Annotated in this window: 15 protein-coding genes and 1 other RNA gene; 6 read left to right on the top strand and 10 right to left on the bottom strand. The window is 61.6% G+C overall.

The genetic code is table 11. The annotated features are described in order from the left end of the window. Positions 1-59: 59 nt before the first annotated feature. The 8 genes from gcvH to HU731_RS14750 form a co-directional block, all read right to left on the bottom strand. Positions 60-443, bottom strand: a complete 384-nt coding sequence (gcvH, locus tag HU731_RS14715; protein WP_186607012.1) for a glycine cleavage system protein GcvH — start codon at positions 441-443, stop codon at positions 60-62. A 52-nt stretch (positions 444-495) separates the two neighbouring features. Then, positions 496-1578, bottom strand: coding sequence for a glycine cleavage system aminomethyltransferase GcvT (gene gcvT / locus HU731_RS14720; RefSeq protein WP_186607013.1), 1083 nt, complete (start codon positions 1576-1578; stop codon positions 496-498). A gap of 156 nt (positions 1579-1734) precedes the next feature. Further along, a complete protein-coding gene (locus HU731_RS14725; RefSeq protein ID WP_186607014.1) occupies positions 1735-3351 on the bottom strand; it encodes an ABC transporter permease in 1617 nt (538 codons plus the stop codon). Between the two features lie 200 nt (positions 3352-3551). Then, complete coding sequence (locus HU731_RS14730; protein ID WP_186607015.1) at positions 3552-4556, bottom strand: extracellular solute-binding protein; 1005 nt, start codon at positions 4554-4556, stop codon at positions 3552-3554. A gap of 220 nt (positions 4557-4776) precedes the next feature. Then, the gene (locus HU731_RS14735; protein WP_186607109.1) at positions 4777-5994 is read right to left on the bottom strand and encodes a 2-octaprenyl-3-methyl-6-methoxy-1,4-benzoquinol hydroxylase; all 1218 of its coding nucleotides are present in this window, start codon (positions 5992-5994) and stop codon (positions 4777-4779) included. Between the two features lie 60 nt (positions 5995-6054). Next, entirely contained in the window at positions 6055-7242 is a 1188-nt protein-coding gene (ubiH, locus tag HU731_RS14740) for a 2-octaprenyl-6-methoxyphenyl hydroxylase (RefSeq protein WP_186607016.1), read from the bottom strand. Then, entirely contained in the window at positions 7239-8561 is a 1323-nt protein-coding gene (gene pepP, locus HU731_RS14745; RefSeq protein WP_186607017.1) for a Xaa-Pro aminopeptidase, read from the bottom strand. Before pepP ends, ubiH begins: the two co-directional genes overlap by 4 nt. Positions 8562-8581: 20 nt before the next feature. After that, a complete protein-coding gene (locus HU731_RS14750) occupies positions 8582-9139 on the bottom strand; it encodes a YecA/YgfB family protein (RefSeq protein ID WP_056783168.1) in 558 nt (185 codons plus the stop codon). A 138-nt stretch (positions 9140-9277) separates the two neighbouring features. On the opposite strand from HU731_RS14750, the gene HU731_RS14755 reads away from it, so the two are divergent. The 4 genes from HU731_RS14755 to HU731_RS14770 all read left to right on the top strand — a co-directional run bounded on the left by HU731_RS14755 (position 9278) and on the right by HU731_RS14770 (position 10701). Continuing rightward, a complete protein-coding gene (locus tag HU731_RS14755) occupies positions 9278-9487 on the top strand; it encodes a TIGR02449 family protein (protein WP_003177365.1) in 210 nt (69 codons plus the stop codon). Further along, positions 9484-9801, top strand: coding sequence for a cell division protein ZapA (locus HU731_RS14760; protein ID WP_098950075.1), 318 nt, complete (start codon positions 9484-9486; stop codon positions 9799-9801). The genes HU731_RS14755 and HU731_RS14760 overlap by 4 nt, the downstream gene beginning before the upstream one ends. A gap of 30 nt (positions 9802-9831) precedes the next feature. Further along, positions 9832-10010: non-coding RNA, 6S RNA (gene ssrS, locus HU731_RS14765), on the top strand. A gap of 58 nt (positions 10011-10068) precedes the next feature. After that, positions 10069-10701: a 5-formyltetrahydrofolate cyclo-ligase gene (locus HU731_RS14770; RefSeq protein ID WP_186607110.1), complete on the top strand. Its 633-nt coding sequence runs from the start codon at positions 10069-10071 to the stop codon at positions 10699-10701. Positions 10702-10710: 9 nt separating this feature from the next. Here HU731_RS14770 and HU731_RS14775 read toward each other — a convergent pair whose 3' ends face one another. After that, entirely contained in the window at positions 10711-10860 is a 150-nt protein-coding gene (locus HU731_RS14775; RefSeq protein WP_010207387.1) for a hypothetical protein, read from the bottom strand. A 195-nt stretch (positions 10861-11055) separates the two neighbouring features. Here HU731_RS14775 and HU731_RS14780 point away from each other — a divergent pair, with 195 nt between their 5' ends. Further along, positions 11056-11505, top strand: a complete 450-nt coding sequence (locus HU731_RS14780; RefSeq protein WP_186607018.1) for an EVE domain-containing protein — start codon at positions 11056-11058, stop codon at positions 11503-11505. A 109-nt stretch (positions 11506-11614) separates the two neighbouring features. On the opposite strand, the gene HU731_RS14785 is transcribed toward HU731_RS14780, so the two are convergent. Further along, on the bottom strand, positions 11615-12022 hold the full coding sequence (locus HU731_RS14785) for a flagellar basal body-associated protein FliL (RefSeq protein WP_014720413.1): 408 nt from the start codon (positions 12020-12022) through the stop codon (positions 11615-11617). 150 nt (positions 12023-12172) lie between these two features. Between HU731_RS14785 and HU731_RS14790 the strand changes: the two genes are divergently transcribed. Continuing rightward, positions 12173-13150: an NADPH:quinone oxidoreductase family protein gene (locus HU731_RS14790; protein ID WP_044269739.1), complete on the top strand. Its 978-nt coding sequence runs from the start codon at positions 12173-12175 to the stop codon at positions 13148-13150. The last annotated feature ends 62 nt before the right edge of the window (positions 13151-13212 follow it).

Below are 13212 nucleotides of genomic sequence, written 5' to 3' on the forward strand. Positions count from 1 at the left end.
TGATCCAATCGCAGGCAAGCCAGCTCCCACATTGATTTGTGTCGTTGCAACTATGGGGTTTATTCGCCGATGGCGGCTTTGTAGCCGGCGGCTTCCAGCAGCTTGTCCAGCTCGGCCTTGTCGCTTGGCTTGAGCTTGAAGATCCACGCGCCATACGGGTCAGAGTTCAGCAGCTCAGGGCTGCCACTCAGCTCTTCGTTGACAGCAATCACTTCGCCGGCAACCGGCGAGTAGATATCCGAGGCGGCTTTCACCGACTCAACCACACCCGCCTGGCCTTGCGCTTCAAAATTGGCACCTACTTCCGCCAACTCAACAAACACCACATCACCCAAAGCTTCCTGTGCATGGTCGGAGATCCCGACGGTCACGGTGCCGTCAGCTTCCAGACGAGCCCATTCGTGACTTTCGGCAAAACGCAGGTCGGCAGGGATATTGCTCATAGTCTGTGTCCTCAAGATGAAATGTCAGCGGCCTTTGGCCTGCCGGAATTGGTTAGATCAAGGTTTTGCCATGGCGCACGAAGGTCGGTTTGACCACTCGAACCGGATACCACTTGCCGCGGATTTCCACTTCGGCCCGGTCGGCAGTCGCCGTCGGCACACGCGCCAGCGCAATGGATTTGCTTAGCGTAGGCGAGAAACTACCACTGGTGATCTCTCCTTCGCCAACATTGGCGATACGAACCACCTGATGAGCACGCAGCACCCCACGTTCCTCGAGGACGAGACCCACCAGTTTGAACTGCACGCCGGCCGCCTTTTCTGCTTCCAACGCGGCGCGGCCAATGAAGTTACGCTCGACAGGTTCCCAGGCGATACTCCAGGCCATGTTGGCCGCCAGGGGTGAGACGGCCTGGTGAATATCCTGGCCATACAGGTTCATGCCGGCCTCCAGGCGCAAGGTGTCGCGCGCACCGAGACCGATAGGGGAAATGCCGGCGCCCACCAGGTCGTTGAAAAAACCCGGCGCCTGATCGGCCGGCAGCACGATTTCGAGGCCGTCTTCGCCGGTATAGCCGGTGCGGGCGATATACCAGTCGCCGTCGGCCCGGCCTTCGAACGGTTTGAGCTGATGGATCAGGATGCCACGGGACTGGGTCACCAGTTCGGCGATTTTTTGCCGGGCGTGGGGGCCTTGGATGGCGAGCATGGCCAACTCGGAGCGCTCATGCAGTTGCACTGCGTAGCTGCCCAGTTGCGCCTGCATCCAGGCCATGTCCTGATCGCGCGTGGCGGCGTTGACCACCAGGCGGTAACCGGTTTCGGTGCGGTAGACGATCATGTCATCCACCACTCCGCCCTGCTCGTTGAGCATGGCGCTGTACAAGGCTCGGCCACAGCCGTGCAGTCGGTCGACATCATTGGCCAGCAGGTACTGGAGCCATTCCTTGGCCTGGAGGCCGGTGACATCGATCACGGTCATATGAGATACATCGAAGACCCCGCAGTCGCGTCGCACCTGATGGTGTTCTTCAACTTGCGAGCCGTAATGCAAAGGCATATCCCAACCGCCAAAATCGACCATTTTCGCGCCGAGGGCGAGATGCAGGTCATACAGAGGCGTACGCTGTCCCATGGGTTTCTCCTTCCGGGCTTGGCGAAGGCGCGCAGAGCTGCCACTTGCGCCGAACACCTTGTATTACAAGGCCCGCAGCCACATACAGCAGGTCGATCCGAAAGACGGAGCGCACCGAATGCCGCGCATTGTAGCCTCAAGCCGTAGGACTGGCACCTAACCGATTTGCCGAGCCGAGCGACGAATCAGCCCGATGACCGGCAACAAGCCAACCAGCACGAGGGTCAGCGCCGGCAAAGACGCCCGCGCCCATTCGCCTTCACTGGTCATTTCAAAGATCCGTACCGCCAGGGTATCCCAGCCAAACGGGCGCATCAGCAAGGTGGCGGGCATTTCCTTGAGTACATCCACAAACACCAACAGCGCTGCGCTCAACGTGCCCGGCAGCAATAACGGCAGATACACTTTGCAAAACAGTCGTGGGCCGCTCACCCCAAGGCTGCGTGCCGCTTCAGGCAATGACGGACGGATGCGCGCCAGGCTGTTTTCCAGCGGCCCATAGGCCACCGCCAGGAACCGCACCAGGTACGCCAGCACCAGTGCCGACAGGCTGCCCAGCAGCAAAGGCTTGCCCGCCCCGCCCAGCCATCCGGAGAGCGGCACCACCAGCTCGCGGTCCAGGTAGCTGAACGCCAGCATGATCGACACCGCCAGCACCGAGCCTGGCAAGGCATAGCCGACATTGGCCAGGCTGATACCGGAGCGAATCGCCCGGGTGGGCGCCAGACGGTTGGCAAAGGCCAGTATCAGCGCCACGCTGACCGTGAGCAGGGCTGCGATCCCGCCCAGGTAGAGGGTATGGATGATCAGCCCGGTGTAACGCTCATCCAGGTCGAAGCGGCCACGCTGCCAGAACCAAACCACCAGTTGCAGCATTGGAATCACGAACGCGCAGGCGAAAACCAGGCTGCACCAGGCGCTGGCCGCCACGGCCTTGAATCCGCGCAAGTGGTACAACGCCTTGCCCCGTGGTCGCTCATTGCTCGGTCGGCTGGCCCCGCGCGCGCGCCGTTCGCCATACAGCACCAGCATCACCACCAGCAGCAGCAGGCTGGCCAGTTGCGCGGCGCTGGACAGGCTGAAAAAGCCGTACCAGGTTTTATAGATAGCGGTGGTGAAGGTGTCAAAATTGAACACCGAGACAGCGCCAAAATCCGCCAGCGTCTCCATCAACGCCAGGGCCACACCGGCACCAATCGCTGGCCGCGCCATTGGTAACGCCACGCGCCAGAACGCTTGCCATGGCGATTGCCCCAGTACCCGCGCCGCTTCCATCAAGCCTTTGCCCTGGGCCAGGAACGCGCTACGCGCCAGCAGGTAGACATAGGGATAGAACACCAGCACCAATACGATGACCACGCCGCCGGTGGAGCGCACCCGTGGCAAACGCAGCCCGGTGCCGAACCACTCGCGCAGCAGGGTTTGCACCGGGCCGGCAAAATCCAGCAGGCCCACGAACACGAAGGCCAGCACATAGGCAGGGATTGCAAAGGGCAACATCAATGCCCAATCGAGCCAGCGCCGCCCGGGGAATTCGCACAGGCTGGTCAGCCAGGCCAGGCTGACGCCCAGCAGCGTCACGCCCAGGCCGACACCGAGCACCAGGGTCAAGGTGTTGCCCAGCAAGCGGGGCATCTGAGTATCCCAGAGGTGCGCCCAGATCTGTGTGTCGATGCTTTGCCAGGACAGCAGCAGCACGCTCAGCGGCAACAGCACCAGGGCGGCGACGCTGAAGACCGGCAGGTACCAGCGACGTTGGGCGGGGTGGGCCAAGAGCAAACTCTCTGTAAACAGGCTATCTGAAGGCAGACAAAAAACAGTGTGGGAGAAAGGCCCTGATGCCTGTAGGAGCGAGCTTGCTCGCGAAAAACGTCAACGATACCGCGTGATTCCTGAATAAACGCGGTGCCTGTGAGTTTTTCGCGAGCAAGCTCGCTCCTACAGGTATTAGGGCTTGCCCCTACAAATTGTACTCAGTTCCAGCCAGCGCGATCCATCAGGCGAATCGCCTCGGCCTGGCGCTTGCCTGCCACTTCAACCGGCAAGGTATCGGCCACGAACTTGCCCCAGGTCGCCACTTCCGCCGATGGCGGTACCGCCGGGTTGGCCGGGAACTCCTGGTTGACGTCGGCGAAGATCTTCTGTGCCTCAGGCGTGGTCATCCACTCCACCAGCGCCTTGGCCGCTTCCGGGTGCGGCGCGTACTTGGTCAGGCCAATGCCGGACAGGTTCACGTGCACACCGCGGTCGCCCTGGTTCGGCCAGAACAACTTCACGGCCAGGTCTGGCTTCTGCTTGTGCAGGCGACCGTAGTAATAGGTGTTGACGATACCCACGTCGCATTGCCCGGCGTTGATGGCCTCCAGCACGGCGATGTCGTCGGAGAACACGTCGGTGGAGAGGTTATTCACCCAACCCTTGATGATTTCTTCGGTCTTGGCCGCGCCATGGGTTTCGATCAACGTGGCGGTCAGCGACTGGTTGTAGACTTTTTTTGCCGTGCGCAGGCACAGGCGGCCTTCCCACTGCTTGTCGGCCAGGGCTTCGTAGGTGGTCAGGTCGCCCGGCTTTACCCGGTCGGTGGAGTAGGCGATCGTCCGCGCACGCAGGCTCAAACCGGTCCAGGCGTGGGCCGATGAGCGATATTGCAGAGGAATGTTCTTGTCGATGACAGGCGAGGTGAACGGTTGCAGGATGCCCATCTGCTCGGCCTGCCAGAGGTTGCCGGCGTCAACGGTGAGCAGCAGGTCGGCGGTGGCGTTCTCGCCCTCGGCCTTGATGCGCTGCATCAACGGGGCTTCCTTGTCGGTGATGAACTTGACCTGCACGCCGGTCTTTTTGGTGTAGGCGTCGAATACGGGCTTGATCAGCTCGTCGATACGCGAGGAGTAGACCACGACTTCGTCGGCCGCCTGCACGGTGGTGCTGCCGATCAGGGTGAGTGCCAGGGCAGTCAGGAGGCGCTTGGGTGCCAACATGGGTGCGGTCTCTCATTTGCAAATGGAGGGCAAATGATAAGGACTCACATTTGGTAACGCTTGGTGGAGGCGTTACCAGATGTTGCAGGTGCTTTTATTCGCCTTTTGTGGGAGCGGGCTTGCTCGCGAAAGCGCAGTGTCAGTTATGGAAATATCAACTGACCCACTGCATTCGCGAGCAAGCCCGCTCCCACATAAGCCCGAACGGATGTACTTCAGGTCAGGGTTTGGCGAGGTCGGGGAGATCGCCCGTCAAACCCAGTGCCTGGCGCACGAACACGGCCTTGGCTTCGGGCATCTGGTCGACGATTTTCAAACCCGCGTTGCGCAGCCAGCGCAGCGGCAGTTGATCGGCCTGGAACAAGCGCTCAAAGCCTTCCATCGCCGCCATCAGCGCCAGGTTGTGGGGCATACGACGTCGCTCGTAACGGCTCAGCACTTTCACATCGGCCAAGCGCTCGCCGCGCTCGGTCGCGGCCAACAACACTTCGGCCAGCACAGCCGCATCGAGGAAGCCCAGGTTGACGCCCTGCCCCGCCAACGGGTGGATGACGTGGGCGGCGTCGCCGATCAACGCCAAGCCTTCGGCCACATAGCGTTTGGCATGGCGCTGGCGCAACGGTACGCACACACGCGGGTCAGCGCTGACCACGGTGCCCAGGCGCCCTTCGAAGGCACGTTCCAGTTCGCGACAGAAGCGTTCATCATCCAGCGCCATCAAGCGCTCGGACTCAGCAGGCGTGGTCGACCAGACAATCGAGCACCAGTCTTCCTGCCCATCGCGTACCAGCGGCAGGAACGCCAGCGGGCCGGTGTCGGTGAAGCGTTGCCACGCGGTGCGCTGGTGCGGCTGGCTGCTGCGCACGCTGGTGACGATGGCGTTATGCAGGTAATCCCATTCGCGGGTAGGTGTACCGGTCAGGCGGCGTACGGCGGAGTTGGCACCGTCGGCGGCCACCACCAGCGGCGCGCGCAGCTTGCGACCGTCGGCCAGGGTCAGCAACCAATCATCGCCAGAGCGGCGCATCTGTTCCAGGCGTGCGTTGGCGAGCAGGCCGAGGTCGCAGTCATGCAGGCGATCGAGCAAGGCATCCTGCGCCACGCGGTTTTCGACGATATGCCCAAGCACCTCGGCATGCACACTGGCCGCCGAGAAGTGGATCTGCCCGGTGCCGCTGCCGTCCCATACCTGCATTTCGCCATAGGGGCTGGCACGACGCGAGACGATGCCGTCCCACACGCCCAGGCGCTCAAGAATGCGCTGGCTGGCCGCCGACAACGCGCTCACCCGCGGTTCAAACGCCGCAGCCGGCTCAAACGGCTTGACGCTCAACGGGCTGCCGTCGAGCAGCAGCACCTGCAAGCCACTGCCCTGCAACGCCAGCGCCAGGGCGCTTCCGACCATTCCGGCCCCGACAATCAGCACATCTGCGCGCATGTCCATATTCAAGCCTTGTCTCGTGTGCGGCACAGGCCGCAAGTAAAGGTGTGGTCCGCTTCAAACATCGGAACGCGTGCCCAGGCCCATGGCCTGACGGGCGAACCAGCGTTTGGCCGGGGGCAACAGGTCGAGGCCGAGCAAGCCCATATTGCGGCCCAGCGCCACCAATGGCTGAGCACTGCCGAACAGGCGCGTGACCTGGTCGGAGAAGCCTACGGTGAGTTGCTGGTCCAGGCGCTGACGCTCGCGATAGCCTTGCAAAGTCGCCAGGTCACCCGGCACCGCCGGCCCGGCCAACAGCGCTTCGGCCAAGGCATTGGCATCGCGCAGGGACAGGTTGAACCCCTGCCCGGCAATGGGGTGCAGGCTGTGGGCGGCATTGCCCAGAACGGCCAGGTGCGAGCGCACTTGCTCTTCGGCTTCCACCAGGGTCAACGGGTACAGGTGACGCGCGCCCACTTGCTTGAGCGTGCCCAGGCGATACCCGAACACGCCCTGCAATTCGCTCAGGAAGCTACGCTCGTCGAGGCTGGCCAGGCGCTGGGCGTCCATGCCGATGCGGGTCCAGACCAGCGCGCACCGGTTGTCCGGCAACGGCAGCAAGGCCATTGGGCCTTCATCGGTAAAGCGCTCGAACGCCTCGCCATTGTGGGCTTCGCTCGGGGTGATGTTGGCGATCAGCGCGCTCTGGTTGTAGGGCCGGGTTTTCACGCCAATGCCCAATTGCTCACGCAAGCCGGAGCGGCCGCCATCGGCCAATACGGCAAGGTCGCATTCCAGCACGGTTTCATCGTTGAGGGTCAGGCGATAGCCATCGGGCAGCGGCTCCATGCGCGTGACTTCTGCCGGGCAACGCCAGCTCACCACCTCCTTGTCCAAGCCTTGCCACAGGCATTGGCCGAGCCAGGCGTTTTCCACCACATAACCCAGGGCCGGCACGCCCTCCTCCATCGCCGACAAGCGCGCGGTGGAGAAACGCCCACGGTCCGACACGTGGATCTGCTTGATCGGCTCGGCGCGCCGGGAAATGGCTTGCCACAGGCCCAGCCGCTGGTAAATCTGGCGCGCGCCAAACGACAGCGCAGAAGAGCGCGCATCGTAGCTCGGCTGGTAGCTGTCGCCCGGTGCAAAGGGTTCGATCAGCACGATTTTCCAACCCCGCGCCTTGGCCCCCGCTTGCAATGCCAGGGCCAGGCTGGCGCCCACCAGGCCGCCACCGATAATCGCCAGGTTAACCCGGCTCATCGGGCAGCCGCCATCAACGCTTCGATCTCGGCAACGGTCTTGGGCACACCGCCGGTCAGGATTTCACAGCCTTGCTTGGTCACTACCACGTCGTCCTCGATGCGCACGCCAATGCCACGCCATTTCTTTGCCACGTTCTGGTTGTCCGGGGAAATATAGATGCCCGGCTCCACGGTCAAGGCCATGCCCACTTCCAGCACGCGCCATTCACCGCCCACTTTGTACTCGCCCACATCATGCACATCCATGCCCAGCCAATGGCCGGCACGGTGCATGTAGAAGGCGCGGTAGGCTTCGCTGGCGATCAACTCGTCAACGTCACCTTGCAACAACCCCAGCCTCACCAGGCCGGCGGTGATGACCTGCACGGTCGCCTCGTGGGCCTGGTTCCAATGTTTGTTCGGCGCGATCTGCTTGAAGGCGGCTTCCTGGGAGGCCAGCACAATCTCGTAGATCGCCTTTTGCTCGGGCGAAAACTTGCCGTTGACCGGCCAGGTACGGGTGATGTCGCTGGCGTAGCAGTCGATCTCACACCCGGCGTCGATCAGCACCAGATCGCCGTCCTTGAGCACCGCGTCATTCTGCTGGTAATGCAGGATGCAGCTGTTGCGCCCAGCGGCGACGATGGAGCCATAGGCCGGCATTTTCGCGCCGCCCTTGCGGAACTCGTAATCCAGTTCGGCTTCCAGGCTGAACTCATGCAAACCGGCACGGCTGGCCTGCATCGCCCGCACATGGGCCACACAGGAAATGCGCGCGGCCTCACGCATCACCCTCACTTCTGCCGCCGATTTATACAGGCGCATGTCGTGCAGCAGATGATCCAGGGCAACGAATTCGTTCGGCGGCTGGGCGCCCAGGTGCGCCTTGGAACGGATCACGTTGATCCACTCCATTACATGCCGGTCGAATTCGGCATTGCTGCCCATGGCCGAGTACACGCGGTCGCGGCCTTCGATCAGGCCGGGCAGGATGTCGTCGATATCGGTAATGGGAAAGGCGTCGTCAGCGCCAAAGTCGCGGATCGCGCCCTCGGTGCCCGCACGCAAGCCGTCCCACAATTCGCGCTCGGCATTGCGCTCGCGGCAGAACAGCACGTACTCGCCGTGCTGGCGACCGGGCATCAGCACGATCACCGCTTCGGGCTCGGGGAAACCGCTCAGGTACTGGAAATCGCTGTCCTGGCGGTAGACATGCTCGACATCGCGGTTGCGGATGGCCACGGCGGCGGCCGGCAGGATCGCGATGCTGTTGGGTTCCATCTGCGCCATGAGCGCCTTGCGACGCCGGGTGTATTCCGCTTTGGGGATATGGATCATGGGCAGATGGGTGTCCTTTCTCAGTGCAGCGACGGCTTGGGCGCGGCGGGCTCAGCGGACTTGCGGGTCTCGGTGAACAGCAGCAGCGGCGCGACGCGCAGGTATTCCATGACTTCCATGTAGTCGCCTTCACCGTCTTCGGATTCTTCCAGGGCATCTTGCACCTGGGAGATGGCCGCCAGGTCCTGCAGCACTTCCTTGGCGTCGGTGCTCAGCTCCAGGCCGCCGGCATTCACGCCGAAACCGTGGAGGAAACCCTGGCACCATTGGCCCAGCGCGGCGGCGCGGTCAGCCAGCGGGGCGTCGTCGGTAGGCAGCAGCAGGACCACGGTGACGTCATCACCGGTCAGCTCGCCCTTGACCATTTCTTGCAGGCCGATCAATGCGTTACGCACATTGTCGGTGGGTTCGGTTTCCAGCAGCTCGGCCACATCGGCCAGCCAGTTGTCGGCATCAAAGCCCACGCCGGTGCAACTGCGGCCCAACAGCACGCCGTGCAGTTCGGCAGGCGAGCATGGGTGACCGCTGGTGCTCAGCAGTTTGGAAAAAGCGTCGTACGGGGAATTCTGAATGGGCATGGTGAGCTAGGCGCCAGACGGCGCAATGTCTAGAATGGAGCGCTGTATCCTAGCACCGGCAGACGCACCAAGACTATCGAGGGCGTCAGATCGTTTATCCTGCAGTTGCCATTCATCAGACAAATCCAGTGGAACCCAATGGAAGACACCGACCTGCAAGCGCTGATGGCCAGACTCGAACTGCTAATTGATCGGGTCGAGCAACTTAAGAGTCAAAACGGACTCCTATTAGCTCAGGAAAAGACCTGGCGCGAGGAACGCGCTCACCTCATTGAAAAAAACGAAATCGCCCGGCGTAAGGTCGAATCGATGATTTCGCGCCTGAAGGCCCTGGAGCAAGACTCATGAGTTCAAGCAATAGCGTTACCGTGCAGATCCTCGACAAAGAATATTCGATCATCTGCCCCCAGGAAGAACGCAGCAACCTGGTGAGCGCTGCCCGCTACCTGGATGGCAAGATGCGCGAAATCCGCAGCAGCGGCAAAGTGATCGGCGCCGACCGCATCGCCGTGATGGCCGCGCTGAATATTACCCACGACCTGCTGCATAAGCAGGAGCGCCCTGACGTACAGGCCAGCGGCTCGACGCGCGAGCAGGTGCGTGACCTGCTCGATCGCGTGGATCTGGTGCTTTCCACCGATTCAGAAACACCCAAGGGCTGATTGCCGAGCAGGTTTAAGGTATACTCGCCCCACTCCCTGGCGTGTTTGCCAGTCGGCGATGTCCCTGAGCCGATTCGCACTACCCTGGAAGTTGCACGTTGGGCTGGTGTGCATGTCCGCTAGACGGAAAGCCTTAAAGCCTACTGCTTCTTCCACCTTGAACTTTCGGGTTCAAGGGCTAAGTCGACAGCGGCTCTGTCGGGGAGCCTGAATTCCCAAACTCAATGCCAGTCCCCGGACTGGCATTGTTTTATGAGCCGGAAAACCATGACCGAACCTGCGCCGCTATCTCGTCCGCAACTTCGACGCATGTTGCGTAAGGCCCGCCGCGCCCTCACGCCGAGCGAGCAGCGCCAGGCCGCTCACGGCCTGTACCGGCAACTGGCACAGCACCCGCTGTTTCGCCGGGCCAAACATATCTCTTTATATCTGCCCACGGACGGTGAAATCGATCCGCGCCTGCTGCTGCGTGCAGCCCAGCGCCGCGGCAAGGCCACTTACCTGCCGGTGCTCAGCGCCTGGCCGCGCACCAAGATGGTGTTCCAGCGCGTACGGCCTGGGGATAAGTTGCTGCCCAACCGCTTTCGCATCCTTGAGCCACGGGTCAATGCCCATCACCAACGCAAGGTCTGGGCGCTGGACCTGGTGTTGTTGCCGTTGGTGGGGTTCGATGATGGAGGTGGGCGCCTGGGCATGGGTGGCGGGTTTTACGACCGCAGCCTGGCCTATCTTGCCCGCCGCCAGAGCTGGCGCAAGCCAACACTGCTGGGGCTGGCCCATGAATGCCAGAAAGTCGAACGCCTGGCGCAGGCCAGCTGGGATGTGCCGTTGGCGGGGACGGTGACCGATAAGCAGTGGTATGTCGCAAAAACGCCGCTGGAAACAGCGGCGCCTTGGTGAATGCTTGAGTTAACGCTTGAACGGTTGTGGCTGCTGCTGAGCCAGTTCAACCGGTGCATCGGTCTTGTTCGACCACAGGCTTTGGGCATAACCGGTGGTCACGACGCCCAGACCAAACAAAATAACCAAAATCCATAGTAAATCCGGCTTACGTTGCATCGATTGCCCCCCTTTCAGGCACCTCGTACACGATGACAACAACGTTCCAAAGTAGTCCGTTGCAGCTGCGTCAAGCTTAAAAGCGCGCATTCTGCGGTAACGTGAACCAACACGCAAACCTTGACGCCAACCGACTGTCGGTTTGTCATGCAATTGCCCGACAACTTGCCCAATGCCTTTTTCAGGAGCCCAAAAATGGCCTACTGGCTGATGAAATCCGAGCCCGACGAACTCTCCATCAACGGCCTGGAAAAGCTCGGCGAAGCGCGCTGGGACGGCGTACGCAACTATCAGGCGCGCAACTTTTTGCGCGCCATGGCCGTGGGCGACGAGTTTTTCTTCTATCACTCCAGTTGCCCGGAGCCAGGGATTGCCGGCATCGGCAAAATCATCCGGGCCGCCTACCCGGACCCCACTGCGCTGGAACCAGAAAGCCACTATTTCGACGCCAAGGCCACGCCGGAGAAAAACCCATGGAGCGCGATCGATGTCGCCCATGTGCAGACCTTCCCCAAGGTGCTGGGCCTGGGCTATCTAAAGCAGCAAACTGCACTGGCGCAAATGCCGCTGGTGCAGAAGGGCAGCCGGCTTTCTGTCATGGCGGTCACACCAGAGCAGTGGGCAGCGGTCCTTCAGTTGCTTTAACTAACCCCGGTTTCTTGTAGGAGCGAGCTTGCTCGCGAAAAACTCACAGGCGCCGCGTTTATCCAGGAAGCACGCGTTATCGTTGACGTTTTTCGCGAGCAAGTCGCTCCTACTGGATGATCAGGTTGTTGAACAGCAGGTCTTCTACCACCGGCTTGCCGGTTTCATCGTTCATCACTTGCTGCGTTTGCTTCAACGCCTCTTGGCGCAGCTTTTCCTTGCCTTCCACACTGCTCATGGTCTCGTTGGTCTGCTGGGTAAACAGCGCCACCAGTTGGTTGCGAATCAAGGGGTCGTTGGCCTTGACCAGCTTCGCCGCTTCATCGCCGGTCACGCGCAGGGCAATGTCGGCCTTGTAGACCTTGAGCTTGGCGGTGCCATCCAGGCCGTAATTGCCCACGAACGGCGGGCTCAGGCTGATATAGCTGACCTTCGGCGCCTCGCCCTCTTTGGCCTCTTCGGCCTGGGCTGCCATCGGCAAGGTCAGGGCCAGCATCAACAGGATCCACGCTTTCACAGTTCATTCCTCGAATTCGGTTGCCGGGTAGCATAACGCTAGCAAGGCTGAGCACAAGCTTATGGGGGCTTATCAGGCGTGGGCATGCTCGTTGACCCACGGGCGTACCCTCCTACACTTATCGGCCACGACGCCAAAAGGAATAGTCCGATGAAAGCTGTGCTGTGCAAAGCCTTCGGCCCCGCCGAAACCCTGGTGCTGGAAGAGATCGCCAGCCCGGCGATCAAGAAGAATGAAATCTTGTTGGACGTGCACGCGGCCGGGGTGAATTTCCCGGACACGCTGATCATCGAAGGCAAATACCAGTTCAAGCCGCCCTTTCCGTTCTCACCCGGTGGCGAAGCGGCAGGCGTGGTCAGCGAGGTGGGTGAGAAAGTCAGCCACCTGAAAGCCGGTGACCGCGTGATGGCCCTGACCGGTTGGGGCAGCTTTGCCGAGCAGGTCGCGGTGCCCGGCTATAACGTGCTGCCGATCCCGCCGAGCATGGATTTCAACACCGCCGCCGCCTTCAGCATGACCTACGGCACTTCCATGCATGCGCTGAAACAACGCGCCAACCTGCAACCCGGCGAGACCCTGCTGGTGCTTGGGGCGTCCGGCGGCGTGGGCCTGGCTGCCGTGGAGATCGGCAAGGCCATGGGCGCTCGGGTGATTGCTGCTGCCAGCAGCGCCGATAAACTCGCAGTGGCCAAGGCGGCCGGCGCCGATGAGCTGATCAACTACAGCGAAGCCAGCCTCAAGGATGAGGTCAAGCGCCTGACCGATGGCAACGGCGCCGATGTTATCTACGACCCAGTGGGTGGTGACCTGTTTGACCAGGCCATTCGTTCGATCGCCTGGAATGGGCGCCTGTTGGTGGTGGGTTTCGCCAGCGGGCGTATTCCTGAACTGCCGGTGAACCTGGCGTTGCTCAAGGGCGCAGCGGTGGTCGGCGTGTTCTGGGGCTCGTTTGCCCAACGCCAACCGCAGGACAATGCGGCGAACTTCCAGCAATTGTTCACCTGGTATGGCGAGGGCAAGCTCAAGCCATTGGTGTCGCAGGTGTATCCACTGGAACAGGCCGCGCAGGCGATCAATGACCTGGGGCAGCGCAAGGCGGTGGGTAAAATAGTTGTCCAAACCCGATAACACACCTGAAATGCAATCCATGTGGGAGCTGGCTTGCCTGCTCCCACAGTGGTTACTCAGTG

Origin of the sequence: Pseudomonas salmasensis, assembly GCF_014268375.2 — a bacterium.
Classification (GTDB): domain Bacteria; phylum Pseudomonadota; class Gammaproteobacteria; order Pseudomonadales; family Pseudomonadaceae; genus Aquipseudomonas; species Aquipseudomonas salmasensis.